Source organism: Streptomyces sp. NPDC053673 (genome assembly GCF_055585225.1).
In genome coordinates, this window is the sequence record NZ_JBVJKN010000027.1 from 54,053 (window position 1) to 80,976 (window position 26,924).

Here is a 26,924-nt window from a genome sequence, read left to right on the forward strand (position 1 = left end):
CCATGTCCAAGACCTCGCCGATCGCCTTCCTCAAGGGCCACGGGACCGAGAACGACTTCGTGATCGTCCCGGACCCGGACAATGTGATCGAGCTGCCCGCGTCCGTCGTCGCCAGGCTCTGCGACCGCCGCGCGGGCATCGGCGGTGACGGTCTGCTGCACGTCGTGCGCTCCGCCGCGCACCCCGAGGCACGCTCGCAGTCCGGCGAGGCCGAATGGTTCATGGACTACCGCAACGCGGACGGCTCGATCGCCGAGATGTGCGGAAACGGCGTGCGGGTCTTCGCCCACTATCTGCAGCGTGCCGGCCTTGTCGACACGGGCGATCTGGCGGTCGCCACGCGCGGTGGCGTCAAGCGGGTGCACATCGACAAGGAGGGCGACATCACGGTCGCCATGGGCCGCGCCGTCCTCCCGGAGGACGGCGTCACGGTCACCGTCGACGGCCGAAGCTGGCCCGCCCGGAACGTGAACATGGGCAATCCGCACGCGGTCGCCTTCGTCGAGGATCTGGACCACGCGGGAGACCTGTTCTCCGTCCCGCCCTTCTCCCCCGCCGGCGTATACCCCGAAGGCGTGAATATCGAGTTCGTCGTCGACCGCGGTCCGCGCCATGTGGCCATGCGTGTGCACGAGCGCGGCTCGGGCGAGACCCGCTCGTGCGGGACCGGCGCCTGCGCCGTCGCCGTGGCGGCCGCACGCCGGGACGGCGCCGACCCGGCCGTCACCGGGGCCCCGGTGACGTACACGGTGGATCTTCCGGGCGGGCGCCTGGTGATCACGGAGCACCCCGACGGCGCGATCGAGATGACCGGCCCCGCCGTGCTCGTCGCCGAGGGCCACATAGATCCCGCCTGGCTCGCGACGTCCTCTCCGTCACGGAGCGAAACGGCCGACGCCTGAGTGTTCGCTCGAATGGGTGATCCCTTTCACGCTGAGCGAGAGGCGGACTCCGCCACGTGGTGGGCTCGGTAGCATCAAGCACCGGCCAGGAGGACATGCCTGCCTTTCCCGCCGCCGGTCGACGCTGCCGGAGGTGCCCCATGAGTGCAGAGGCCACCAACCCTGGTGCTCCCAGTCGCGGGCGTGGCCGCCCCAGGCTCGACCTCCGTCGGCTGGGCAGGGCCGCGCTTCTCGGTCCCACCGCCCGGGACCGGCTGCCCGACGCGATCGGCCATGTCGCGGAGGCGCACCGCGCCCACCATCCGGACGCCGATCTGGCCATCCTGCGCAGGGCGTACGTACTGGCCGAGTCGTCGCACCGCGGCCAGTTCCGCAAGAGCGGCGAGCCGTACATCACGCATCCGCTCGCCGTGACCCTGATCCTCGCCGAACTCGGCGCGGAGACCACGACCTTGACCGCGGCCCTGCTCCACGACACCGTCGAGGACACCGACCTCACGCTGGATCAGGTACGCGCGGAGTTCGGAGAGGAGGTCTGCTACCTCGTCGACGGCGTCACCAAGCTGGAGAAGGTCGACTACGGCGCGGCGGCCGAACCCGAGACCTTCCGCAAAATGCTCGTCGCCACGGGCAACGACGTACGGGTCATGTCGATCAAGCTCGCCGACCGGCTGCACAACATGCGCACGCTCGGCGTGATGCGTCCGGAGAAGCAGGCCCGCATCGCCAAGGTCACACGGGACGTGCTGATCCCGCTCGCCGAGCGGCTCGGTGTCCAGGCCCTCAAGACCGAGCTGGAGGACCTGGTCTTCGCGATCCTCCACCCCGAGGAGTACGAACGCACCCGGGCACTCATCGCGGACAACGCCGATGCGGCGGACGCTCTTGCCGCCATTGCCGAGGACGTCACGACCGTGCTGCGCGACGCGGACATCCAGGCCGAAGTCCTCATCCGCCCCCGCCACTTCGTCTCCGTCCACCGCGTGCGGCTCAAGCGCGGCGAGCTGCGCGGGACGGACTTCGGGCGGCTCCTCGTCCTCGTCGGCGAGGACGCCGACTGCTATGCGGTCCTCGGCGAACTGCACACCTGCTTCACCCCGCTGATCTCGGAGTTCAAGGACTTCATCGCCGCGCCCAAGTTCAACCTGTACCAGTCGCTGCACACGGCGGTCGCCGGCTCCGGCGGAGCCGTCGCCGAAGTCCTCATCCGTACCCACCAGATGCACCGCGTCGCGGAGGCCGGCGTCATCGCCCTCGGCAACCCGTACGCGCAGGGCAATCCGCATCCGCCGGCCGACAGGGCCGAGGCGGCCGATCGGCCCGATGCGTCCGACGCGGCCGACGGTGAGCGCGCCGACCCCACCAGGCCCGGCTGGCTCTCCCGGCTCCTGGAGTGGCAGGAGTCCGCCCCCGACCCCGACACCTTCTGGACCTCCCTTCGTGCCGAACTCGCCGCGGACCGCGAGATCACCGTCTTCCGCGCCGACGGACGCACGCTCGGACTGCCTGCCGGGGCGAGCTGCGTGGACGCGGCGTACGCGCAGTACGGCGAGGAGGCGCACGCGTGCATCGGGGCACGCGTCAACGGCCGGCTCGCCACACTCAGCACCCAGCTCAACGACGGCGACACGGTCCAGCTGCTGCTCGCCCAGGACGCCGCCTCCGGGCCCTCCCCCGACTGGCTGGACCACGCCCGCACGCCCGCCGCGCGGATCGCGATCACCTCCTGGCTCACCGAGCATCCCGAGGGGGCGAAGCCCCCCGCCGCCGCCCCGCGCGCGCCCGTCGCCTTCACCGCGGGCCGGCCCGCGGTCACGAACGCCGTGGCCGAGCTGCCCGGCCTCCCCGGGGCGACCGTCCGCCTCGCCGGCTGCTGCACCCCCGTACCGCGGGACGCGGTCGTCGGCTTCGCGGTCCGCGGCGGCGCCGTCACCGTGCACCGCGAGGAGTGTCCCGCCGTGGCCCGGATGCGCGCCCTGGGGCGCGCGCCAGTGGGTGTGCGCTGGGGCGACGCCGCCGAATGCCGTGTCACGCTCGTCGCCGAGTCCTTCGGCCGGCCCCGTCTGCTCGCGGACCTCACCGACGTCATCGCGACGGCCGGCGCCGCGATCGTCTCCGCCACCGTCGAACCGCCGAGCCAGCAGCGCGTACGCCATACGTACACGCTCCAGCTCCCGGACGCCGCCGGACTTCCCGCTCTGATGCGGGCGATGCGCGATGTGGCCGGGGTGTACGACGTGAGCCGGGCCCAGCATCCGACGACCACCACCTGATCCCCGACGCCCCCTTCGGCCCCATTCTGTCCTTCCGGTCTCGACTCGGCGCACCGCCGGACGCCGTTCGGGTGGGCGCGGAGCGAGCCGTCGCGGTCCGCGATCACCGCGCTGGTAGCGGTGGTGCATGCTGCTCACCTCTCGACGCCTGCGAGCCGTCCTGCTTGCCGCTGCCTCGGCCACTCTGGTCGCCGCCGTCCTTCCCGCGCCCGAGCCGCTCGGCATCGGCGACCCGCTCTTCCCCCACCTGGGCAATCCCGGGTACGACGTCCTCACGTACGACATCGCCTTCACCTACAGCGGCTCGAACACCAAGCCGCTGGAAGCCGTCACGAAGATCGACGCGAGGGCGACCGAGCCCCTGGAGCGGATCAACCTCGACTTCACCCGCGGCACCGTGCGGAAAGTCGACGTGAACGGCAGCAGCGCCGAATTCTCGACCAGCGGCGAGGACCTTGTCATCACGCCCGAGCGCGCCGTCGCCCCGGGCGAGCCGCTGAGCGTCACCGTCAGCCACACCAGCGACCCGAAGGGCAAGGGCGACGGCGGCTGGGTGCGTACCGCCGACGGTCTGGCGATGGCCAACCAGGCCGACGCCGCCCACCGGGTCTTTCCCTGCAACGACCACCCGGCAGACAAGGCCCTCTTCACCTTCCGGATCACCGCCCCCTCGGCGCTGACAGCCGTGGCCAACGGGCTGCAGGTGGCGAAGACCCCGAGTGGTCGGACCACGACCTGGCTGTACCGCGGCCGGCACCCCATGGCGACCGAACTGGCCCAGGTCAGCATCGGCAGGTCCGCGGTCATCCACCGCCAGGGGCCGCACGGACTGCCCGTGCGGGACGTCGTGCCGACGGCCGACCGCACGTTCCTCGAACCCTGGCTCAAGAAGACACCGGCACAGATCACATGGATGGAGAGCAAGGTCGGGCGCTATCCGTTCGAGACGTACGGGCTGCTGATCGCAGATGCCGGCACCGGGTTCGAGCTGGAGACCCAGACGCTCTCGCTCTTCGAGCGGTCGTTCTTCACCCGCCCCGAGTTCCCCAAGTGGTACGTCGACTCGATCATGGTGCATGAGCTGGCCCACCAGTGGTTCGGGAACAGCGTCTCGCCGCGCGGCTGGTCGGACCTCTGGCTCAACGAGGGACACGCCAGCTGGTACGAGGCGCTGTACGCGGAGGAACACGCCAAGCAGTCCATGGAGAAGCGCATGCGTGAGGCGTACACGCAGTCGGACGGCTGGCGCGCGGCGGGGGGACCACCGGCCGCCCCGAAGCTCGGGACACCCGGTCAGCAGCTCGGGCTGTTCCGGCCGGTCGTGTACGACGGCAGCGCCCTGGTCCTGTACGCGCTGCGACAGGAGATCGGGAAGGATGCCTTCGCGGTGCTGGAGCGGGCGTGGGTGGCCGAGCACAAGGACGGGACGGCGAGCACGGCCGACTTCGCCGAACTCGCGTCACGTGTCTCCGGTCGTGATCTTTCCGCGTTCTTCAAGGCCTGGCTGTACGCGGAGAAGACCCCGAAGATGCCCGGTCACCCGCAGTGGCGCAGCAAGGCCCCCGCCGCGAAGCCCGCGTAAACCAGGGTGACGGCCGTGGCGGCGCCGTGCGACCATCAACACGTCGGCGACGCCGCCGGGCCGGACCCCTTCGGACCTCCGGGAATCTTCCGGCACCGTTACGCGTTGTAACCGGCGTACCGTACGTTCCGTACCGTGCTTCCATCGACGTAAGGATCCAATGACCTCCTCTTCATCCACTTCCCAGGACGCGCAGAGCTTCGCGGACAGCAACCGCACCGAGAGCCTTCGGGCCGATGCCCTGATGGAAGAGGACGTCGCCTGGAGCTACGAGATCGACGGAGATCGGGACGGCGATCAGTTCGACCGCTCCGAGCGGGCAGCGCTGCGGCGTGTCGCAGGACTCTCCACCGAGCTCGAGGACGTCACCGAGGTCGAGTACCGGCAGCTCCGACTGGAGCGCGTGGTGCTCGTCGGCGTCTGGACCTCGGGGACCGTGCAGGACGCGGAGAATTCGCTCGCGGAGCTGGCCGCGCTCGCCGAGACGGCGGGTGCCCTCGTGCTCGACGGCGTCATCCAGCGCCGCGACAAGCCGGACCCGGCCACGTACATCGGCTCGGGCAAGGCCCAGGAGCTGCGCGACATCGTGCTCGAGTCCGGGGCCGACACCGTCGTCTGCGACGGTGAGCTCAGCCCTGGCCAGCTGATCCAGCTGGAGGACGTCGTCAAGGTCAAGGTGGTCGACCGTACCGCCCTGATCCTCGACATCTTCGCGCAGCACGCCAAGTCCCGAGAGGGCAAGGCGCAGGTGGCGCTGGCACAGATGCAGTACATGCTGCCCCGGCTGCGGGGCTGGGGTCAGTCGCTGTCCCGGCAGATGGGTGGCGGTAGCGGCGGCATGGCCACCCGTGGCCCCGGTGAGACCAAGATCGAGACGGACCGGCGACGGATCCGCGAGAAGATGGCGAAGATGCGCCGGGAGATCGCGGCCATGAAGACGGGCCGCGAGATCAAGCGGCAGGAGCGCCGGCGGAACAAGGTCCCGTCGGTCGCCATCGCCGGATACACCAACGCGGGCAAGTCCTCGCTGCTCAACCGCCTCACCGGCGCCGGTGTCCTGGTGGAGAACGCGCTGTTCGCCACCCTGGACCCGACCGTGCGCCGGGCCGAGACCCCGAGCGGCAGGTTCTACACGCTGGCGGACACCGTCGGATTCGTCCGGCATCTGCCTCACCACCTGGTCGAGGCGTTCCGCTCCACCATGGAGGAGGTCGGCGAGTCCGATCTCATCCTGCATGTGGTGGACGGTTCACACCCGGCCCCGGAGGAGCAGCTCGCCGCCGTGCGTGAGGTGATCCGCGATGTCGGCGCCGTGGACGTACCCGAGATCGTCGTGATCAACAAGGCGGACGCGGCCGATCCGCTGGTGCTGCAGCGCTTGATGCGCATCGAGCGTCACGCGATCGCGGTGTCGGCCCGTACGGGCGCCGGCATGGACGAGCTGCTCGCGCTGATCGATGCCGAACTGCCGCGACCCGAGGTCGAGATCGAGGCCCTCGTGCCGTACACGCAGGGAGCGCTCGTCTCGCGGGTGCACGCCGACGGGGAGGTGCTCTCCGAGGAGCACACCTCCGAGGGCACGCTGCTGAAGGCGCGCGTCCACGAGGAACTGGCCGCGGCACTCGGGCCGTACGTTCCGGCGACGCGCTGACGGCGATGCGCTGATCGGCGCGACGGACAGCGGTCCCGTTCAGAGGCCGAAGGCCCGTACCTCCATTCGGAGGACGGGCCTTCGGTCGTTCGGAGCGCGGGCAGAATTCCTGCCCCGCGAAATCACTTTTCCGCGAACTTGTCACTCATCGTCGTGTAGATCTCCCGAGCGCCCTCGCCCAGCCGCGGACCGGCCAGCCAGCCGGCCGTCACCGGGCCGATGGAGGTGTTGGAGACCAGCGCCAGCTTGCCGTTCGGCTGCTCGGCGAACCAGCCACCACCGGACGAACCACCGGTCATGGTGCAGCCGATGCGCCACATCGTCGGCGTACCGGGGCTGATGGACAGCCGGCCGGGGCGGTCGACGCACTTGTGCATGATGAGGCCGTTGAACGGCTCCGCCGCCGGATAGCCCCAGGCGCCCATCGCGGCGATGCTCTTCGCCTCGGGGGCATCGAAGTTGACGTCGAGGGCGACTCCCACGGTCTCCTCGAGGGACTTCGTACCCTTCTCCGGCTTCACGTGCATCACGGCGTAGTCGTACGGGGCACCCTCGCCGCCGGTCGGGCCGCCCTGGGAGATCCACTCACCGGAGGTCGAGACCCAGTCGGCCCAGTAGACGCCGTACGGGGCGATCTCCTGAGGCTTCGCGTTCTCCAGCTGTGCCGGCGACTTGCCCAGGTCGTTGTAGGCCGGGACGAAGGCGATGTTGCGGTACCAGCCGCCCTCCTGGCCGGCGTGCACGCAGTGGCCCGCGGTCCACACCATGTTGGACTTGCCCGGGTTCTTCGGATCCTTGATGACGGTGGCCGAGCAGACCATCGTCCCCTCGGGCGCGTCGAAGAACACCTTGCCGACCGGTGCGGCGTTCTCGTGGTACGGCCTCTTCTCCGGCACGGCCTGGACCGGCTTCGGCTCCGGGTCCGTGACGCCCTGGTCGCCCGCGATGTCACCGGCGGCCATCGTCTTCTGCGGAGACTTGGCCTCCTTCATCCGCTCGGGCTTCCACATGCCCTCGATCACCGGGTTGACGAAGTCCTTGGCCTCACGCAGCCACTTGTCCTTGTCCCAGTTCTTCCACTCGCCGTTCTTCCACTTGTCCAGGTCGACACCGTGCTCCTTGAGCTTGTCGGCCAGGTCCGCGGGAAGGGCGGCACCGCCGTTGTCCCCGGCGGAAGCGGATGCGGCGGGCTTGTCGCCCGCGTTGTTCTCGCTGGGGCCGCATGCGGTGGCCGTGAGCGAGAGAGCCGCGGCAAGGCCGGTGGCGGCCAGCAGCGGACGTATGGATCGCATGGAAACGAATCCCCCTGTGTGTATTGCCATGAACGTGTCACGTGCTTGGCACGCGAAAGGGCGGTCTTCCGGTGGACCGCCCGTGGTGCGCCCCTAACTCTAGGCCTGGGTGACCCGAGGCAGTTGACATGGGCCCGCCACCTGCACGGAGTCTCCACGCGTGGCGACGCGGGATGGCGACGGCGAACGCGAAAGGGGCCTCCGGACTCGCTCCGAAGGCCCCTTCGCGTACGTAGCGCCGAGCGTTCCCGGCTCTGCCTCACCGCTCGGGCTTGCGGCTCTGGACTACGGCCACCGGTCGGCAGAAGCCGACTCACAGAAGCAGGCTCACACAAACCGGCTACCGGAAACCGCCCTCGGCTTGTGGCCGTGGCTACCGGCCCGCGAACTTCTTGCTGACCGCGTCGTAGATGTCCTTGGCCTCCGCGCCCAGCCGCGGACCGGCCAGCCAGCCGGCCGTGACCGGGCCGATCGACGTGTTCGACACCAGCGCAGGCTTGCCGTCCTGGCCAGCAGCGACCCAGCCGCCACCGGACGAACCACCGGTCATGGTGCAGCCGATGCGGAACATCGTGGGCTGGTCCGCCGTGAGGGACAGCCGGCCCGGCTTGTCCTTGCACTGGAACATCCGCTCGCCGTCGAACGGAGGCGCCGCCGGGAAGCCCGTCGCCGTCATGCTGCCGATCTTCGGCGCTGCCGGGGCGTTGAAGTTCACCGGAAGCGCCGAACCGACCGTCTCCTCCAGGGACTTGCCGGTGCCGCCCTTCTCCGGGGTCACATGAATCACCGCGAAGTCGTACGGGGCACCCTGGCCACCGGTCGCGGCACCCTGGGAGATCCACTGCTCGGACGTCTGCGCCCAGTCGCCCCACCACACACCGTAGGGAGCGATCTCTTCCTTCGAGTCGTTCTTGGTGCTGGTCTTGGCGCTGTTGTTGTACGACGGGACGAAGGCGATGTTCCGGTACCAGCCGCCCTCCTTGCCCGCGTGCACGCAGTGGCCCGCGGTCCACACCATGTTGGACTTGCCCGGGTTGGCCGGATCCTTCACCACGGTGGCGGAGCAGACCATCGAGCCCTTGGGGCCGTCGAAGAACACCTTCCCGGCCTCGGCCGCGTTGCCGTGGTAAGGCGCCCTCACAGCCTGGGCCTTGACCGGCTCCGGCGTCGGATCGGTCACACCCTCGTCGCCGGAGATGTCCTCTTCCTCGACCGGCTTGTCGGGCTGCTCGGCCTCCCGCATCCGGTCCGGGTCCCAGAGGTCCTCGATGATCGGGTTGACGAAGTCCTTGGCCTCACGCAGCCACTTGTCCTTGTCCCAGTTCTTCCACTCGCCGTTCTTCCACTTGTCCAGGTCGATCCCGTGCTCCTTGAGCCGGTCTTTGAGATCGTCCGGGATCGTGATCTTGCCGTCGGTGCCCTGGTCGGCGGCGGGCGCGCTGGGCTTGTTGCCGGCGTTGTTCTCGCTGGGGCCGCATGCGGTGGCCGTGAGCGAGAGAGCCGCGGCAACCGCGGCCGCCGCGAACACCGGAGAGGTTCTGCGACGGGCGCTCCCCCCACGGCGCGCGGCGAAGTGCGGGCGATTGAGACGCATGTGGTGATCCCCCTGGGACTTCATGAAATGACCTACGTACTGGATCGAACTGCTTGCACAGACCCGGCGATGCAGCCCGGCGCCGAAGTGCGGCCCCCACTATGCCGGTGCCGATGGGGACGGTGTGCGGCAGGGCTGCGGTTCCCCGCCCCAACGATCTTCGGAATGACCGTGATCCCCCGCTTCCGGCGTCGTTGGTACGTACGGGGGACACGAGGTCAGCGTTCAGCCTCGCGGCGCGGCGGGCCAACGCCGTACCGACGTGCGACGCAACTGTGACAGCAGGAGGACCAAGAGCCGTGGCCGTGACCGAACCTGCCCCGGTGGTGCAGCCCGCCGCGCACGAAGGGATCCTGCGGCGTCAGTCCCTCCGCGAATCGGCAGCCCGGACCTATGCGCGCTCGCTGCCCATCGTTCCGGTACGGGCCCGGGGACTGACGATCGAGGGAGCGGACGGCCGCCGGTATCTCGACTGTCTGTCAGGCGCCGGGACCCTGGCCCTCGGCCACAACCATCCGGTGGTCCTGGAAGCGATCAGGAAGGTCCTCGATTCGGGTGCGCCGCTGCACGTCCTCGACCTCGCCACCCCGGTCAAGGACGCCTTCACCACTGAGCTGTTCGCCACGCTGCCCCGCCCGCTCGCCGAGAACGCCCGCATCCAGTTCTGCGGACCGGCCGGCACGGATGCGGTCGAAGCGGCCCTCAAACTCGTCCGCTCAGCGACCGGCCGCACCGGACTTCTCGCCTTCACCGGCGCCTACCACGGAATGACCGCGGGAGCCCTTGATGCCTCAGGCGGGGCCACCGATGTCCGCGTGACCCGACTGCCGTACCCGCAGAACTACCGCTGCCCCTTCGGTATCGGCGGGGAGCGCGGTGCCGAACTCGCCGCCCGCTGGACCGAGAGCCTCCTGGACGACCCCAAGGGAGGCGTCCCCACGCCGGCCGGCCTGATCGTCGAACCGGTGCAGGGCGAGGGCGGAGTCATCCCGGCGCCCGACAGCTGGCTGCGCCGGATGCGTGAGATCACCGCGTCCCGCTCCATCCCGCTGATCGCGGACGAGGTGCAGACCGGAGTCGGCCGCACCGGCGCTTTCTGGGCGGTCGAGCACAGTGGGATCGTCCCCGATGTGATGGTCCTGTCGAAGGCCATCGGCGGCTCCCTCCCTCTCGCAGTCATCGTCTACCGCTCGGATCTTGATGCCTGGGAACCGGGCGCCCACGCCGGTACGTTCCGCGGCAACCAGCTCGCCATGGCCGCCGGCGCGGCCACCCTCGCCTACGTCCGCGAGAACCATCTCGCCGAACGTGCCGCCACCCTCGGCGCCCGCATGCTCAGCCGTCTCCAGGGCCTCGCCGCGACCCTCCGCTGCATCGGAGACGTACGCGGCCGCGGGCTCATGATCGGTGTGGAGCTCGTCGATCCCGACACCGGCGACCCGCACGCGGACGCCCCGCCTCCCGACTCCGCCCTCGCCGCCGCAGTGCAGCAGGAATGCCTGCGCCGCGGACTCATCGTCGAACTCGGCGGACGCCACGCGGGCGTTGTCCGCCTCCTCCCTCCTCTCACCCTCACCGACGAACAGGCCGCCGCGGTCCTCGACCGCTTCGCCGACGCCCTCGCAGCGGCCGAACGCTCACCCCACCGCCGCAACGGCACCGGACCGTCTCACTGATGCCGGACGACACCCAAGGAAGTCCCCCGTGAACCCCACTTCCGCACCCGACGCCCCCGAGCCCGACGGCCGTCCCACCGCCGCCCACTACGGAGGCCAGAACGGGTCGGCCACCCCCCTCACGGTCGAGCAGGCGACGGTGCCGCGACAGCTGTCGGGGTCCCCCGGCGAACTGACCACCCCCACACACGCTCCGTCCCTGGCCACGACAATCGTCCCGACAGCGGCTGCGCCCGGCGCCGTGCCCGGAGCAGCGAAGCCCGACCCGATCGTCCACCCCGACCCGATCGACCACCCCGACCCGCACGTTGCCGCGGATGCTGCCGCCGCTGAGAACCTGCTCCGCTGCTGGGTCCGGGAGAACGATCTCGCCCGGCCCGACGGGAACACGCTCCGTATCCCGCTTGCCGCCAGTGGCACCGCCCTGCTCGTCCCCGTCCGCTACTGGTCCGCGGCCGGCTGGCACCGCTTCGGCCCGCCCGCCCTGGAAGGCGCACCGGCCGAGGCCCCGGCAGCCGACGCCGTGACCATCGCAGCCCTCCTCAGCCGCGAGCCCGGCAGCACGGGTCACCCGCCCGCCCACGACGAGCCTCGTGACACCGAGCCCCGTCAGGACGATCACGACCCGCGCCGGTCCGACGGAGCCGATCTCGTCGGCAGGGTCGCCGACTCGGTCCGGCGCACAGCCGACTTCATTACCGACCGCCGCAGGCGCCCCGCACCGGACCCCGAAGCCGACCTGTTCCTCACCGCCGAACAGTCACTGCTTCTGGGACATCCGCTCCACCCCACCCCCAAGAGCCGCGAAGGGCTGTCGGAAGCCGAGGTCCGTCTCTACTCACCCGAGTTGTACGGCTCCTTTCCCCTCCACTGGATGGCCGTCGACCGGACCGTCCTGGCCACGGAATCGGCCTGGACCGAGGAAGGCCGCATCCTCCCGGCCGATCAGCTCATGGCCCGATTCATCGGCAACCTCCAACTCCCCGCCAACACGGTGCCGTTGCCACTCCACCCCTGGCAGGCCCGTGAACTCGGACACCGCCCCGCCGTCGCCGGCCTGATCGACGCCGGGCTCCTCCACGATCTCGGCCCCAGTGGCGACCCATGGCACCCCACCTCATCGGTCCGCACCGTGCACCAGCCCGGCGCGCCCGCCATGCTCAAGCTCTCTCTCGGCGTACGCATCACCAACTCCCGTCGTGAAAATCTCCGCAAGGAACTCCACCGCGGTGTGGAGGTCCACCGACTGCTCCGCAGTGGCCTGGCCCGGCAATGGCAGACCGCCCATCCCGGATTCGACATCGTCCGCGACCCCGCATGGCTCGCCGTCGACACCCCCGACGGCCGTCCCGTGCCAGGACTCGACGTCATGCTCCGGCACAACCCGTTCAGTGCCGGGGACGACGCCGTCTGCATCGCGGGCCTCACCGCGCCCAGGCCCTGGCCCGGCCGTCCGCGTATGCACTCGCGCCTCGCCGAGAGCGTGGGCCGACTCGCCACCCTCACCGGCCGGCCCGTCGGCGCGGTCTCCGCAGAGTGGTTCCTGCGCTACCTCGACCAGGTCGTGCGCCCGGTGCTCTGGCTCGACGGCACAGCAGGAGTCGCCCTCGAAGCCCACCAGCAGAACACTCTGGTGATCCTCGACCCCGATGGCTGGCCGATCGGCGGCCGCTACCGCGACAACCAGGGCTACTACTTCCGCGAGTCCCACCGTGCCGCCCTCGAACGCCGGCTCCCCGGTATCGGCAGCGTCAGTGACACCTTCGTCTCCGACGCCGTCACGGACGAACGCTTCGCCTACTACCTCGGCATCAACAACGTCCTCGGCCTCATCGGCGCCTTCGGTTCCCAGCGCCTCGCCGACGAGCGCGTCCTCATCGCCGCGTTCCGCCAGTTCCTCACCACGGCAGCCGGACTGGGCTCACACCTGCCCGCGCAACTTCTGGAGACCCCCACCCTGCGCTGCAAGGCCAATCTGCTGACCCGGCTCCACGGCCTCGATGAACTGGTCGGCCCGGTCGACACCCAATCCGTCTACGTCACGATCACCAACCCCCTCCATCCCTGAGAGACACCGACCCTTCCGCCCTGCTCCCGGCCCGCTCGGGCCCGACTCCGACTGTCCGAACTGCTGAGAGGAGAGCGCCACCCATGCCTCCCACCGACGCGAGCACCGACACAGGCCCCGGCGGAGGTGCCGAGGACACCCTGGACCTTCGGCTGCCCGACGAACTCATCGCACTGTTCGGACCGGACGAACCAGCCGGAGACCACGCGTCCGTGGAGAGGGCCTCCACGCCCGCACCCGTCGACCGTGCTGCCGCCAGTTGGGCGTTCCTCGGCGAGGACCTCCTCGATGCCCTTCCCGACTGGGGCGCGGTCACCACCCCCATCGGCTCCCTCCAGCTCGTCCCTGTCCGTATCGAGCGCGACCTCCAGCTGATCAGCCGCTGGATGAACGACCCCGCGGTCGCGGCCTTCTGGGAGTTGTCAGGACCGGAGTCGGTCACCGAAGCCCATCTGCACGCCCAGCTCACCGGCGACGGCCGCAGCGTCCCCTGCCTCGGTGTCCTCGACGGCGTACCGATGAGCTACTTCGAGATCTACCGAGCCGACCTCGACCCGCTCGCACGCCACTACCCGGCTCGCCCCCACGACACCGGCATCCACCTCCTCATCGGAGGCGTCGCCGACCGCGGCCGCGGCGTCGGCACCACCGTGCTCCGGGCCGTGGCCGACCTCGTACTCGACCACCGTCCCCGCTGTGCACGCGTCGTCGCGGAACCCGACCTGCGCAACACCCCCTCCGTGTCCGCCTTCCTGAGCGCCGGCTTCCGCTTCTCCGCGGAAGTCGACCTTCCCGACAAGCGAGCCGCACTCATGGTCCGAGAGAGAGCACTGAGCCATGTGCTGTGAACGACCCGCTGACTTACATACACCGCTCGACCCGCATCGGTTCCAATCGAGGAGTCCCCGTGCCGAAGTCCCCTGTCACCCCAGACTCCGACCAGCCCCCCGCCCTGCCCGCACCGGCCGAGCTGAACTCGGAAACCTGGCACCGGGCAGCTCGCCGCCTCCTCGCCAAAATGATCGGTGAATTCGCCTACGAGGAGATCATCGAGCCCCTCCCACGGGGCGGCGGCGACCGCTACACCCTCCGCCTCGACGAAGGCGAGACCGTAGCTTTCCGGGCCCGGCGCGGCGCCTACGGAAGCTGGCGCGTCGCTCCTGACTCGATCGAAAGCGGCGGAGAGCCCTTCACCGACCCGCTGCGCTTCCTCGTCGGCGCCCGTCGCCTCCTCGCACTCGACGGCGCCACGCTCGGCCACCTCGTGCGTGAACTGAACACAACACTGGTCGCGGACTGCAGGCTCGACCACACCGCGCTTCCCGTGGCCCGGCTCGCCGACCTCGACTACGCCGCACTGGAAGGGCACCAGACCGGCCACCCCTGGCTCGTCCTCAACAAGGGCCGCCTCGGCTTCTCCGCCGGCGACGCCGCGCGCTGGACCCCGGAGGCGCGCACACCCGCCCGCCTTCCCTGGATCGCGGTCAGCACCGGCCTCGCCGCCTACCGCGGAGTTCCCGGGCTCGCGACCCCCGACCGCCTCTACGCGAAGGAACTCGACGCCGACGCCCGTGACACCTTCGCCGCCGAGCTCCGCGCCCGCGGCCACGACCCCGGCGGCTACCTCTTTCTCCCCGTGCACCCATGGCAGTGGGACCACGTACTGCTGTCCCTCTACGCACCGTCCATCGCCCGAGGCGAGATCGTCCCGCTGACCACCGACAGTGATCTCCGGCTGCCCCAGCAGTCCGTCCGTACCTTCCTCAACACCAGCCGCCCCGACCGGCACACCGTCAAGCTCCCGCTCTCCGTCCTCAACACACTGGTCTGGCGCGGACTGCCCACCGAGCGCACCCTCGCGGCACCCGCCGTCACCGCGTGGGTCCACGGGCTGCGTGACGCCGACCCCTTCCTCCGCGACGAGTGCGGGGTGATCCTGCTCGGCGAGGTCGCATCCGTCACGGTCGAGCACGCGCACTACGACCGCCTTCCCGAGGTCCCGTACCAGTACAAGGAGCTCCTCGGGGCGATCTGGCGCGAACCGCTGCGGCTGCCGACAGGCGAGCGGGCCCGCACCCTGGCCTCGCTCCTGCACACCGACCCGGACGGGCGCGCGTTCACAGCGGAGCTGGTCCGGCGCTCCGGGCTCGCTCCCACCGCCTGGCTGCAGCACCTCTTCGCCGCGCTGCTGCCGCCCCTGCTGCACTTCCTCTACCGCTACGGCACGGTGTTCTCCCCTCACGGGGAGAACGCCATCGTCGTCTTCGACGACCACGACGTGCCCGTACGGCTCGCGATCAAGGACTTCGTCGACGACGTGAACGTCAGCGCCCAGCCGCTGCCCGAGCACGACACCATGCCCCAGGAGGTACGCGAGATCCTCCTCACCGAGGAACCCGCCTTCCTCACCCAGTTCATCCACTCCGGTCTCTTCGTCGGCGTATTCCGCTACCTCGCCCCGCTGTGCGAGGAGCAACTCGACGTGCCGGAGGACGTGTTCTGGTCGCTCGTACGGTCCGAGATCCTGCGCCACCAGGCCCGATTCCCGGAGCTCAAGGACCGTTACGAGATGTTCGACCTGCTCACTCCGCGTATCGAGCGTCTCTGTCTGAACCGCAACCGGCTCCACCTCGACGGCTACCGCGACCGCCCCGAGCGCCCGCACGCCGCCGTCCACGGCACGGTCCAGAATCCGCTGAGCACCAGCTGATGGTCCTGTCCGAACCGGTATGTGATCGTGCTGTCAGTGGGGCCCCGTAGGGTGGACGGTCTATGACGAAGCCATCTCTCCCCGAGCTCCTCCACGCCGCGGTCAGCGCAGTCGGCGGGGTGGAGCGGCCTGGCCAGGTCACCATGGCCGAGTCCGTGGCCGCGGCCATCGACGACGGCTCCCACCTGCTCATCCAGGCCGGCACCGGCACCGGAAAGTCCCTTGGGTATCTGGTGCCTGCCCTGGCCCATGGAGAGCGTGTGGTGGTGGCCACAGCGACGCTCGCGCTGCAGCGCCAGCTCGTGGAGCGCGACCTTCCACGGACGGTGGAGGCGCTGCATCCGCTGCTGCGCCGCCGCCCGGAGTTCGCCATGCTCAAGGGGCGGTCGAACTATCTCTGTCTGCACCGCCTCCATGAGGGCGTCCCGCAGGAAGAGGAGGACGGCCTCTTCGACCCCTTCGAAGCAGCCGCGCCCACCAGCAAGCTGGGCCAGGACCTGCTCCGCATGCGCGACTGGGCGGACGAGACGGAGACCGGCGACCGCGACGACCTCACCCCGGGCGTCTCCGACCGCGCGTGGTCCCAGGTCTCCGTGTCCTCCCGGGAGTGCCTGGGCGCCAGCAAGTGTGCCTATGGCGCGGAGTGCTTCGCCGAGATGGCCAGAGAGCGTGCCAAGCTGTCCGACGTCGTGGTCACGAACCACGCCCTTCTCGCCATCGACGCGATCGAGGGCGCTCCTGTCCTGCCCCAGCACGAAGTGCTGATCGTCGACGAGGCCCATGAGCTCGTCTCCAGGGTCACCGGCGTCGCCACGGGAGAGCTCACCCCCGGCCAGGTCAACCGTGCCGTGCGCCGCGCGGCCAAGCTGGTGAACGAGAAGGCCGCCGATCAGCTCCAGACGGCAGCCGAGGGATTCGAGCGGCTCATGGAGCTCGCGCTCCCGGGACGCCTCGAAGAGATCCCCGAAGACCTCGGGTACGCACTGATGGCGTTGCGCGATGCCGCCCGTACGGTCATCTCCGCGCTCGGTTCCACCCGCGACAAGTCCGTCCAGGACGAGGACGCCGTGCGCAAGCAGGCCCTTGCCTCGGTCGAGACCATCCACGACGTCGCCGAACGGATCACCAACGGCTCCGAGTACGACGTCGTCTGGTACGAGCGCCATGACCGCTTCGGGGCTTCCCTGCGGGTCGCACCGCTCTCCGTCTCGGGGCTGCTCCGCGAGAAGCTCTTCGCCGACCGGTCGGTGGTTCTGACGTCCGCGACGCTCAGGCTCGGCGGTGACTTCAACGGCGTCGGCGCCTCGCTCGGGCTGGCTCCGGAGGGCACGGAAGGGGAGGACGTGCCCGTGTGGAAGGGTGTCGATGTCGGCTCGCCCTTCGACTACCCGAAGCAGGGCATTCTCTACGTCGCCAAGCACCTGGCCCGCCCCGCGCGCGATGGCGACCGGGACGACATGCTCGGCGAGCTCACCGAGCTGATCCAGGCAGCCGGCGGTCGCACGCTCGGCCTGTTCTCCTCGATGCGGGCCGCTCAGCTTGCGGCCGAGGAGCTGCGCTCCCGCATCCCGGAGTTCCCCATCCTGCTCCAGGGCGAGGAGACACTCGGCGAGCTGATTAAGAACTTTGCGGCTGACCCTCAGACCTGCTTGTTCGGCACGCTGTCGCTCTGGCAGGGCGTCGATGTGCCGGGCGCCAGCTGCCAGCTGGTCGTGATGGACAAGATCCCCTTCCCGCGCCCCGACGACCCACTGATGAGCGCCCGCCAGAAGGCCGTCGAGGACGCAGGGGGCAACGGCTTCATGGCCGTCGCTGCCACGCACGCGGCGCTGCTGATGGCACAGGGCGCGGGCCGTTTGGTACGGGCGACGGGGGACCGAGGTGTGGTCGCCGTACTGGATCAGCGGTTGGCCACGGCCCGCTATGGCAGCTATCTGAAGGCGTCACTCCCCGACTTCTGGTACACGACGGACCGTAATCAGGTGCGCCGCTCGCTGGCGGCGATCGATGCCGCCGCGAAGGCCGACGGAAAGTAACAGGGCTCAGGCACGCCGTGGCACAACAGGGCCCCGGGACCGGCGCAGTGGGTCCCGGGGCCCGGTCAGAGCCGACGAGGTGTGCTCACACCCGCCGAAGTACCGCCACCACCTTGCCGAGGATCGTCGCCTCGTCACCAGGGATCGGCTGGTACGCGGCGTTGTGGGGGAGCAGCCATACATGGCCGTCCTCCCGCTTGAAGCGCTTGACCGTGGCCTCGCCGTCGAGCATCGCGGCGACGATGTCACCGTTCTCCGCGACCGGCTGGCGGCGGACTGTCACCCAGTCCCCGTCGCAGATCGCGGCCTCGATCATGGAGTCACCGACGACCTTCAGGACGAACAGCTCTCCGTCGCCGACCAGCTGCCGGGGGAGGGGGAAGACGTCCTCGACCGACTCTTCCGCGAGGATCGGGCCACCGGCGGCGATCCGGCCGACCAGCGGCACATACGACGCGGCGGGCTTGCCGGTCGTGTCCGTCGGCTGAGTGCTCGGCTGGTCGGATCCACGCACCTCGTACGCACGCGGCCGGTGCGGGTCCCGGCGCAGGAACCCCTTGCGCTCCAAGGCCATCAGTTGGTGGGCGACGGACGAGGTGCTGGAGAGACCCACCGCCTGGCCGATCTCACGCATCGACGGCGGGTATCCCCTCCGCTGCACGGAGTCGCGAATCACCTCGATGACCCTCCGCTGCCGGTCCGTGAGGCCGGAGCTGTCGGCGCGGATCCCTGGAGGCCGACCGGGCAGTGAGCGCGCAGGTCGTGAGGGCTCAGCCCCCTCCGGGGGCGTGGCTGCGTCATTCATGGCATGCACCGGCTCGAATCGGTTCTGGGAGCGGTCCTGGGCAGTGATGGTGGCACTGTCTGCGGTGGTGGTCACGTCGGCCCCTCTCGAGATGGTCTCCCTAGCTGGACAACGGTAGTTGCTTTCGAAAGGTTGCGCCAAACACACGTTCGAGTGAAAAATCGCAGATCACCTGACGTGTGTATGTGACTGGGTGTATAGGCAGGCTGTGGTCGCGTCGGCGATCCGGGCCATCACGGTAACGCTCACCGCCGGAGCGTGAAGCCGCGGGGGTGTACCCCCAGTGTGTCATCCAGGGCCCCGGAATCGGGGTAGCCGCGCCTCTCCCGTACCCTCGTCGCCGGCCGGGTGTGTCCGCATCGCGCGACACGCGCTGGGGCGCATCCTGGCGGCCGAACCCCAGATCTAGTGGTTGGATTGTCTCGGCCGCCTAGAAGTTGTGGTCCCTGGTCCTTCAAGGCCGTGGCGATCGCCTATGCTTGGGGCTGCCGCGAGGGGGGCCGGATCGCCCCTGTCGGGGCTATTCAGTCGTGCTGTGAAGGAGGGTTGGGAGCCATGCACTGCCCCTTCTGCAGGCACCCCGACAGCCGTGTTGTCGACAGTCGGACCACTGACGACGGTACGTCGATCCGGCGTCGCCGCCAGTGCCCCGACTGCTCCCGTCGATTCACGACGGTGGAGACCGCCTCGCTGATGGTGATCAAGCGCAGCGGGGTGACCGAGCCCTTCAGCCGTACCAAGGTCATCTCCGGCGTGCGGAAGGCATGCCAGGGGCGGCCGGTCACCGAGGACGCTCTCGCTCAGCTCGGCCAGCGGGTCGAGGAGGCGGTGCGCGCCACCGGCAGCGCCGAGCTGACCACTCACGACGTGGGGCTGGCCATACTCGGCCCGTTGCAGGAGCTCGATCTCGTCGCGTACCTGCGCTTTGCGTCCGTGTACCGAGCGTTCGACTCGCTCGAAGACTTCGAGGCCGCCATCGCGGAGCTCCGCGACCAGCGGTCACCCGTAGAGGAGCGCGGGCCCGGAGGGGCTTCCGGGGTCCCCGTGCCCGCCACCGCCGCCGACTGATCGGCCGGGCCCGGCGAGGCCTGCTGATCGGCCATGGAGCGGCAAAGGACCTGCCACGGGCGCTGCGCGGCGCCCGTGGCATCAGACAGAGACTGTGCCCACGGGAAGATATGGGCACTTCAGGGCGTTTTTGCCCGTATATGGGAGGCGGCATGACAGAGACGACGAGCGGCCCGGCACGAGGCTCCCGAGCCAAGGGATCCAAGGCGGCTAAGGGCCTGCGCATCGAGCGTGTCCACACCACCCCCGGCGTGCATCCGTACGACGAGGTGGTCTGGGAGCGCCGTGACGTCGTCATGACCAACTGGCGCGACGGCTCGGTCAACTTCGAGCAGCGTGGCGTCGAGTTCCCCGACTTCTGGTCGGTGAACGCGGTCAACATCGTCACCAGCAAGTACTTCCGCGGTGCCGTGGGCACTCCGCAGCGCGAGACCGGTCTCAAGCAGCTCATCGACCGGATCGTGAAGACGTACCGCAAGGCCGGCGAGGACTACAGCTACTTCGCCTCGCCCGCCGACGCGGAGATCTTCGAGCACGAGCTGGCGTACGCCCTCCTGCACCAGATCTTCAGCTTCAACTCGCCGGTGTGGTTCAACGTCGGCACGCCCCAGCCGCAGCAGGTCTCCGCCTGCTTCATCCTGTCCGTCGACGACTCCATGGAGTCGATCCTCGACTGGTACAAGGAAGAGGGCATGATCTTCAAGGGCGGCTCCGGCGCCGGCCTGAACCTCTCCCGCATCCGCTCCTCCAAGGAGCTGCTGTCCTCCGGCGGCAACGCCTCCGGCCCGGTCTCCTTCATGCGCGGCGCCGACGCCTCCGCAGGAACGATCAAGTCCGGCGGTGCCACCCGCCGCGCCGCCAAGATGGTCATCCTCGACGTCGACCACCCGGACATCGAGGGCTTCATCGAGACCAAGGTCAAGGAGGAGGAGAAGATCCGCGCGCTGCGCGACGCGGGCTTCGACATGGACCTGGGCGGCGACGACATCACGTCCGTCCAGTACCAGAACGCCAACAACTCGGTCCGTGTGAACGACGAGTTCATGAAGGCCGTCGAGTCCGGTGGCAAGTTCGGCCTGCGCGCCCGCATGACCGGCGACGTCATCGAAGAGGTCGACGCCAAGTCCCTCTTCCGCAAGATGGCCGAGGCCGCCTGGGCCTGCGCCGACCCGGGCATCCAGTACGACGACACCATCAACCACTGGCACACCTGCCCCGAGTCGGGCCGGATCAACGGCTCGAACCCGTGCAGCGAGTACATGCACCTGGACAACACGTCCTGCAACCTGGCCTCGCTGAACCTGATGAAGTTCCTCAAGGACGACGGCAAGGGCAACCAGTCCTTCGACGTCGAGCGCTTCGCCAAGGTCGTCGAGCTCGTCATCACGGCGATGGACATCTCCATCTGCTTCGCCGACTTCCCGACCCAGAAGATCGGTGAGAACACCCGCGCCTTCCGCCAGCTCGGCATCGGCTACGCCAACCTCGGCGCCCTGCTGATGGCGACCGGCCACGCGTACGACTCCGACGGCGGCCGCGCCCTGGCCGGTGCGATCACCTCGCTGATGACGGGTACGTCGTACCGGCGCTCCGCCGAGCTCGCCGCAGTCGTGGGCCCGTACGACGGCTACGCCCGCAACGCCGAGCCGCACAAGCGCGTCATGAAGCAGCACGCCGACGCCAACGCCACGGCCGTCCGCATGGACGACCTGGACACGCCGATCTGGGCCGCCGCCACCGAGGCCTGGCAGGACGTGATCCGCCTCGGCGAGAAGAACGGTTTCCGCAACTCGCAGGCCTCCGTCATCGCCCCGACCGGCACCATCGGTCTCGCGATGTCCTGCGACACCACCGGCCTGGAGCCCGACCTCGCGCTGGTCAAGTTCAAGAAGCTGGTCGGCGGCGGCTCGATGCAGATCGTCAACGGCACCGTGCCGCAGGCACTGCGCCGCCTCGGCTACCAGCCGGAGCAGATCGAGGCGATCGTCGATCACATCGCCGACCACGGCAATGTGATCGACGCCCCGGGCCTGAAGGCCGAGCACTACGAGGTCTTCGACTGCGCCATGGGCGAGCGTTCCATCTCCGCGATGGGCCACGTCCGGATGATGGCCGCGATCCAGCCGTGGATCTCCGGTGCCCTCTCCAAGACGGTCAACATGCCGGAGACGGCGACCGTCGAAGAGGTCGAGGAGATCTACTTCGAGGCGTGGAAGATGGGCGTCAAGGCGCTCGCGATCTACCGCGACAACTGCAAGGTCGGCCAGCCGCTCTCCGCCAAGAAGAAGAAGGAGGAGGAGAAGGCCGAGATCACCGAGAAGGCCGAGGAGACCATCCGTACCGCGGTCGAGAAGGTCGTCGAGTACCGCCCGGTCCGCAAGCGCCTCCCGAAGGGCCGTCCCGGCATCACCACGTCCTTCACCGTCGGCGGCGCCGAGGGCTACATGACCGCCAACTCCTACCCGGACGACGGTCTCGGCGAGGTCTTCCTGAAGATGTCCAAGCAGGGCTCGACGCTCGCGGGCATGATGGACGCCTTCTCGATCGCCGTCTCGGTCGGTCTGCAGTACGGCGTGCCGCTGGAGACGTACGTCTCGAAGTTCACCAACATGCGCTTCGAGCCGGCCGGCATGACGGACGACCCGGACGTGCGGATGGCGCAGTCGATCGTCGACTACATCTTCCGCCGCCTGGCGCTGGACTTCCTGCCCTTCGAGACCCGCTCCGCGCTCGGCATCCACTCCGCGGAGGAGCGCCAGCGCCACCTGGAGACCGGTTCGTACGAGCAGTCCATCGACGAGTCCGAGGTGGACGTCGAGGGCCTGGCCCAGTCGGCCCCGCGCCAGCAGGAGACGCTGAAGGCGGTCGCCCCGCCGAAGGCCGAGGTTCCGGCGCCGAAGCAGGCGCACACCTCTGCTGAGCTCGTCGAGATGCAGCTCGGCATCAGCGCGGACGCGCCGCTGTGCTTCTCGTGCGGTACGAAGATGCAGCGGGCCGGCTCGTGCTACATCTGCGAGGGCTGCGGTTCGACCAGCGGCTGCAGCTGATTCCGGCGCCCTCGGGCGCGAATCGCCTGAGGTGAAGGGCGGGTACTGACCGATGGTCGGTACTCGCCCTTCACCTTGTGGTGTGGACGGCGCGAGCGCGGCGGAGCACCGCGACCGAGACTGTCGCTCAAGAGGACACGGAGCCCATCAGCTGGGCGAACTCGGCAGGGCCGGCGTCGAAACCGCGGACGAGTGTGTGGAGGCGCCACTCGCCGGTGTCGCCCCGGGTGAATTCCGCGATCGTCGCGGCGGTGGCGTCCGGTACGCCCGAGAGGTCGTCGCTCGCCAGCTCGACGGGGCCCTCGAGTATCCGTACGCCGGTGTTCGTGATGTCGGAGAACGTCTTCTCCCCGGTGCGCTGCTGGATGACCACACCCACCACGACGCGTGTGTAGCCGTCGGCCAGGCGGTCGAGTTCCAGGGTCATGATCTCGTCGGAGCCGAAGCCCTGGCCGGTCTCGCTGTCCCTGTTGAGGGTGATGGTCCCGTCCGGTGACCGGCTGCCGAAGTGCACCAGGTACGCGGGTTTGCCGTGCGTCGCGTCTGCGTAATAGGTCGCGGCGACGATGTCGAGATCATTGGCCGGAGCACCGATGGGGCTGGGGTCCCACTTGAGTGTCACCTGGACCTTCCGGAGCCCCTTGCTGAGACTGCTCACCCTGTTTCACCTTCCTCGTGGACGGCCGTTGCGGACGTCAACGCCCCCTGCGGGCCACCATGTTGTCACGTGTGGAAGGGCGCACGGCGGAGAGTTTCGGCCGCCGTGGTCAGTGCGGGATGCGCCGGGCAGGGCGCTGACGTACGACCTCATCGCGGAAGAGCTCAATGGCACTGCTGACCTGGCGCATCAACTGGGTGTGCTCGATCCTTTCGAGATAGAGGCAGCGTCGAGCAATGCCCTCCAATTCAAAGGCGAAGTAGAGTGACATCAAGGGATTGATGAAGAGTTCGCTTCCGCGGGTACGTGAAGTGAACTGGACGTCTCCAAAAGCGCCTTGGACCGCGGCGGCTATGGAGCCGTTGACGATGCTCGGCTGGTCAGGAGTGTGCTCCTGGGCGTGAGCCACCGCGTCAACGAAGAGGGCACCCTCCCGGGTCGTACGGGAGACCGAGAAGCTGCCCAGATACGCGCCGTCGCGCTCCAGCGCCGCGATGTTCTCCAGAACGAGGCCGTGGCTCACTCCATGGAACGCGTCGACACCGAAGCCGAGCGAGAGGACCAGACGCTCGGGTACGTCGAGTCCGTACAGAGCGGCCACGCTGGTGAGGTCCTCCTCCGGTGTGCCGAGCCCTGATTCGTCACCGCGCATGAGGATGTCGGTGCCACCGTCGACCAGGACGACCGCGTCGATCTCGTACCGCTCGATCAGTGCCCTGTAGGCAGCGCGCAGCGGCTGCACTCCGACGCGAGCGAAGGCGTGGACGGTGCTCGGGTAGCCGTGCCGATCGAGCCACTGGGCGAGGGTGCGCTCGGGAAAGTAGCTCTGGTGGAGCGACGTCGTAGGGTCGACGGTCGCGACATCGGGGGCGAGCCAGGAGTCGAGCGGCAGCCCTTCGACCGAGCTGAACGACAGATTGGCGAGGTGCACGTCCTTGCCCTGGTGGAGCAGCGAGAGCGCCACCGGCAGGCCGGCGTAGATGTCGAAGCCGCCTCCGGCGCCAGCGATGAGGATGCGCTCGGCGGACTCCAGGCGCGCAAAAAGTGGGTTCAGATGCAACGGGGTCACGGCGATCATTGTGGGCGGAACAAGGTCACAGGGGGTGTCGCCTTCAGCCGGAGCGTGACCAAGGCCACGTTCCGAGCCGTACGATGGCGCGGTGCTGGTCAAGTGGATTCGCTGCACTGTCGTGGACCGTCGAGGGTTCGAGCGGGGGCAGCGGAAGTGGGCGGGGCTGCTGGGTGAGCCGGGATTCCGGGGGCAGGGCGGAGGATGGAGCCGAGGGCGGCCCGATGTCGCCCATGTCTTCGCCTTCTGGGAGACCCGCGCGTTCTACGACTCGTTCATGGCGCGTTCGCACGACCGCCTGGCGTCCGCCCAGTCGGGCACGTACAAGGACACGCAGGCCAAGCTCTTCGACCATCGCTTCGATGTGAAGACCGGCTTCGAACCGCGCTTCACCGATGCCGATGTCGTGCGCGTCGCGCACTGCAAGGTGCACGCACACAGGGTCGAGCACTTCTCCCTGATGCAGGAGAAGGTGTGGAACCCGGCCATGGCGGGCTCGCCGGGGATGGTCCGCGGGCTCTTCGGCGAAGCCCCCGGGAACGAGTTCCTGGTGCTGTCGATGTGGCAGTCGGCCGCGGAACACGGCAAGTACCGCGTGGAGCGGGTGGAACGGCTCTCCCTGCGTGCGCAGACCGAGGCGGATGTCGCCGCGCTGGCGGGGGACGTCGTGGAGCTCGAACCTTCCTGGACAGTGTGACCGCGTGCTCACGGAGGGCCCGGATCCGACTGCTGAACTGTTCCTCCCGCAGGGTCCGTTTCCCGCCGGGCGCATACGCCGGGACCATTGCGCCGGATGGATACGCCTGGACGGATACGCCGGATGGAGTCCGGGTGGCTGCCCGGCCGATCGCGGCCCGATCTAGGGTTTGTCCTATGGCACGACCGCGGCGCATCGTCCTTGTCCGGCATGGAGAGTCCGAGGGCAATGCCGACGACTCGGTGTACGAACGCGAGCCCGACCATGCGCTGAGACTCACCGAACGAGGCTGGCGCCAGGCCGCGGCGACGGGGGAACGACTGCGTGAGCTGTTCGGGCGGGAGCGGATCAGTGTCTACGTGTCCCCCTACCGTCGCACCCATCAGACCTTCCAGGCGTTCCGGCTCGACCCCGAGCTCGTCCGGGTCAGGGAGGAGCCGCGACTGCGCGAGCAGGACTGGGGGAACTGGCAGGACAGAGAGGACGTCCGCCTGCAGAAGACGTACCGCGATGCCTATGGGCACTTCTTCTACCGGTTCGCACAGGGTGAATCCGGTGCCGATGTGTACGACCGGGTGGGTGCGTTCCTGGAGAGTCTCTATCGGAGCTTCGAGGCGCCCGACCATCCGCCCAACGTCCTGCTCGTCACCCACGGACTGACCATGCGGCTGTTCTGCATGCGCTGGTTCCACTGGTCGGTGGCCGAATTCGAGTCGCTCTCGAACCCGGACAACGCCGAGACCAGGACGCTGCAGCTCGGTGAGGACGGGCGGTACACGCTGGACAGGCCCTTCGAGTCCTGGCGCACACCCGAGTCGTACGGGATCACCGGATAGAGTGGCGGTGCGATGACCGCTGATTCCTCTCTCGACCGGCGCTTCGACCGCGCCCTGGCCAGCCTGCGCGGGCTGTCCGTGGGAGACGCCCTGGGCTCCCAGTTCTTCGTACCCTCGAACCTTCCGCTGCTGAAACGGCGCGAGCTGCCGCCCGGACCCTGGCAGTGGACCGACGACACCGAGATGGCCTGCTCCGTGCTGGCCGTCCTCGCCGGGCTCGGCAGGATCGACCAGGACGAGCTCGCCCGTTCCTTCGCCGATCACCACGACTTCGACCGCGGCTACGGGCCCGCGGTGAATCGGATGCTCCGGCTGATCCGCGAGGGCGGCGACTGGCGAGAACTCGCCTCGGCGTTGTTCAACGGACAGGGATCGTGGGGTAATGGTGCCGCGATGCGCATTGCCCCGCTCGGTGCCTGGTACGCCGACGACCCCGAGCAGGCGACGCACCAGGCCGAGATCTCCTCGTACACCACGCACCAGCACCGCGAGGCCGTGGTGGGCAGCATGGCCGTCGCGGCGGCCGCGGCGCTCGTCGCCGCCCCGGCGGGACCGCCCGCGCCCGCCGAGCTGCTCGACGGGGTGATCGCGCTCGTTCCTCGCAGCGCGGTGGGGGCCGGGCTGCGTCGCGCACGCGACATGCTCGACTACGGCGACGCAGGGACGGTCGCTGCAGTGCTCGGCAGCGGCCGCCGCACGAGCGCACACGACACCGTGCCGTTCGCGCTCTGGTCCGCCGCCCGGGCGCTCGGCCACTTTGAGCAGGCGTTCTGGACGACCGCGCAGGTAGGTGGCGACGTCGACACCACCTGCGCGATCACCGGAGGAGTGGTCGCGTCGGCCGAGGCCGGGGCTCCGCCCGCGGCCTGGCTGGAGCGGACCGAGACTCTGCCCGGCTGGCTGCCTGCCCACGTCGGCTGAGCGCAGCCTGAGCATCGTGTGAAACCGGACCCACTGTCA

19 protein-coding genes are annotated in these 26,924 nt (G+C 69.3%); 14 read left to right on the forward strand and 5 right to left on the reverse strand.

Annotated features, from left to right (window positions below):
* Nucleotides 1-2 precede the first annotated feature (2 nt).
* From dapF to hflX, 4 genes are all read left to right on the forward strand, one after another.
* Nucleotides 3-902 carry a diaminopimelate epimerase gene (gene dapF / locus ACZ6ZQ_RS29505; protein ID WP_469771592.1) on the forward strand — a complete coding sequence of 300 codons (900 nt, stop codon included), beginning with the start codon at nucleotides 3-5 and terminating at the stop codon, nucleotides 900-902.
* Nucleotides 903-1,042: 140 nt separating this feature from the next.
* A complete protein-coding gene (locus ACZ6ZQ_RS29510) occupies nucleotides 1,043-3,175 on the forward strand; it encodes a RelA/SpoT family protein (protein ID WP_469771554.1) in 2,133 nt (710 codons plus the stop codon).
* A gap of 127 nt (nucleotides 3,176-3,302) precedes the next feature.
* The gene (locus ACZ6ZQ_RS29515) at nucleotides 3,303-4,757 is read left to right on the forward strand and encodes a M1 family metallopeptidase (RefSeq protein WP_469771555.1); all 1,455 of its coding nucleotides are present in this window, start codon (nucleotides 3,303-3,305) and stop codon (nucleotides 4,755-4,757) included.
* 160 nt (nucleotides 4,758-4,917) lie between these two features.
* Nucleotides 4,918-6,408 (forward strand): GTPase HflX, encoded by a 1,491-nt coding sequence (hflX, locus tag ACZ6ZQ_RS29520; protein WP_469771556.1) that lies wholly within the window; start codon nucleotides 4,918-4,920, stop codon nucleotides 6,406-6,408.
* A gap of 122 nt (nucleotides 6,409-6,530) precedes the next feature.
* Here the strand turns inward: hflX and ACZ6ZQ_RS29525 are convergent, their stop codons facing one another.
* Both ACZ6ZQ_RS29525 and ACZ6ZQ_RS29530 read right to left on the reverse strand, forming a co-directional pair.
* The gene (locus ACZ6ZQ_RS29525; RefSeq protein WP_469771557.1) at nucleotides 6,531-7,700 is read right to left on the reverse strand and encodes a trypsin-like serine peptidase; all 1,170 of its coding nucleotides are present in this window, start codon (nucleotides 7,698-7,700) and stop codon (nucleotides 6,531-6,533) included.
* 373 nt (nucleotides 7,701-8,073) lie between these two features.
* Entirely contained in the window at nucleotides 8,074-9,294 is a 1,221-nt protein-coding gene (locus ACZ6ZQ_RS29530; RefSeq protein ID WP_469771558.1) for a trypsin-like serine peptidase, read from the reverse strand.
* A gap of 299 nt (nucleotides 9,295-9,593) precedes the next feature.
* On the opposite strand from ACZ6ZQ_RS29530, the gene ACZ6ZQ_RS29535 reads away from it, so the two are divergent.
* The 5 genes from ACZ6ZQ_RS29535 to ACZ6ZQ_RS29555 all read left to right on the forward strand — a co-directional run bounded on the left by ACZ6ZQ_RS29535 (nucleotide 9,594) and on the right by ACZ6ZQ_RS29555 (nucleotide 17,784).
* Nucleotides 9,594-10,970, forward strand: a complete 1,377-nt coding sequence (locus ACZ6ZQ_RS29535; RefSeq protein WP_469771559.1) for a diaminobutyrate--2-oxoglutarate transaminase family protein — start codon at nucleotides 9,594-9,596, stop codon at nucleotides 10,968-10,970.
* Nucleotides 10,971-10,998: 28 nt separating this feature from the next.
* Nucleotides 10,999-13,038 (forward strand): IucA/IucC family protein, encoded by a 2,040-nt coding sequence (locus ACZ6ZQ_RS29540; RefSeq protein WP_469771560.1) that lies wholly within the window; start codon nucleotides 10,999-11,001, stop codon nucleotides 13,036-13,038.
* A gap of 83 nt (nucleotides 13,039-13,121) precedes the next feature.
* Nucleotides 13,122-13,886 (forward strand): GNAT family N-acetyltransferase, encoded by a 765-nt coding sequence (locus tag ACZ6ZQ_RS29545; protein ID WP_469771561.1) that lies wholly within the window; start codon nucleotides 13,122-13,124, stop codon nucleotides 13,884-13,886.
* A 59-nt stretch (nucleotides 13,887-13,945) separates the two neighbouring features.
* The gene (locus ACZ6ZQ_RS29550; RefSeq protein ID WP_469771562.1) at nucleotides 13,946-15,748 is read left to right on the forward strand and encodes an IucA/IucC family protein; all 1,803 of its coding nucleotides are present in this window, start codon (nucleotides 13,946-13,948) and stop codon (nucleotides 15,746-15,748) included.
* Nucleotides 15,749-15,810: 62 nt separating this feature from the next.
* A complete protein-coding gene (locus ACZ6ZQ_RS29555; RefSeq protein ID WP_469771563.1) occupies nucleotides 15,811-17,784 on the forward strand; it encodes an ATP-dependent DNA helicase in 1,974 nt (657 codons plus the stop codon).
* Between the two features lie 85 nt (nucleotides 17,785-17,869).
* Here the strand turns inward: ACZ6ZQ_RS29555 and lexA are convergent, their stop codons facing one another.
* On the reverse strand, nucleotides 17,870-18,664 hold the full coding sequence (lexA, locus tag ACZ6ZQ_RS29560) for a transcriptional repressor LexA (protein WP_453659740.1): 795 nt from the start codon (nucleotides 18,662-18,664) through the stop codon (nucleotides 17,870-17,872).
* A gap of 480 nt (nucleotides 18,665-19,144) precedes the next feature.
* Here lexA and nrdR point away from each other — a divergent pair, with 480 nt between their 5' ends.
* Nucleotides 19,145-19,657: a transcriptional regulator NrdR gene (gene nrdR / locus ACZ6ZQ_RS29565; protein ID WP_469771564.1), complete on the forward strand. Its 513-nt coding sequence runs from the start codon at nucleotides 19,145-19,147 to the stop codon at nucleotides 19,655-19,657.
* 152 nt (nucleotides 19,658-19,809) lie between these two features.
* Nucleotides 19,810-22,704, forward strand: a complete 2,895-nt coding sequence (locus tag ACZ6ZQ_RS29570) for a vitamin B12-dependent ribonucleotide reductase (protein ID WP_469771565.1) — start codon at nucleotides 19,810-19,812, stop codon at nucleotides 22,702-22,704.
* Between the two features lie 127 nt (nucleotides 22,705-22,831).
* On the opposite strand, the gene ACZ6ZQ_RS29575 is transcribed toward ACZ6ZQ_RS29570, so the two are convergent.
* Together ACZ6ZQ_RS29575 and ACZ6ZQ_RS29580 are read right to left on the reverse strand one after the other, a co-directional pair.
* Nucleotides 22,832-23,362, reverse strand: a complete 531-nt coding sequence (locus ACZ6ZQ_RS29575) for a TerD family protein (protein ID WP_469771566.1) — start codon at nucleotides 23,360-23,362, stop codon at nucleotides 22,832-22,834.
* 109 nt (nucleotides 23,363-23,471) lie between these two features.
* Nucleotides 23,472-24,440: a DUF1152 domain-containing protein gene (locus ACZ6ZQ_RS29580; protein WP_469771567.1), complete on the reverse strand. Its 969-nt coding sequence runs from the start codon at nucleotides 24,438-24,440 to the stop codon at nucleotides 23,472-23,474.
* A gap of 82 nt (nucleotides 24,441-24,522) precedes the next feature.
* On the opposite strand from ACZ6ZQ_RS29580, the gene ACZ6ZQ_RS29585 reads away from it, so the two are divergent.
* From ACZ6ZQ_RS29585 to ACZ6ZQ_RS29595, 3 genes are all read left to right on the forward strand, one after another.
* Nucleotides 24,523-25,128, forward strand: a complete 606-nt coding sequence (locus ACZ6ZQ_RS29585; protein ID WP_453659745.1) for a YdbC family protein — start codon at nucleotides 24,523-24,525, stop codon at nucleotides 25,126-25,128.
* 176 nt (nucleotides 25,129-25,304) lie between these two features.
* Nucleotides 25,305-25,964 (forward strand): histidine phosphatase family protein, encoded by a 660-nt coding sequence (locus ACZ6ZQ_RS29590; RefSeq protein WP_469771568.1) that lies wholly within the window; start codon nucleotides 25,305-25,307, stop codon nucleotides 25,962-25,964.
* A gap of 12 nt (nucleotides 25,965-25,976) precedes the next feature.
* A complete protein-coding gene (locus tag ACZ6ZQ_RS29595) occupies nucleotides 25,977-26,885 on the forward strand; it encodes an ADP-ribosylglycohydrolase family protein (protein WP_469771569.1) in 909 nt (302 codons plus the stop codon).
* Nucleotides 26,886-26,924: the final 39 nt, after the last annotated feature.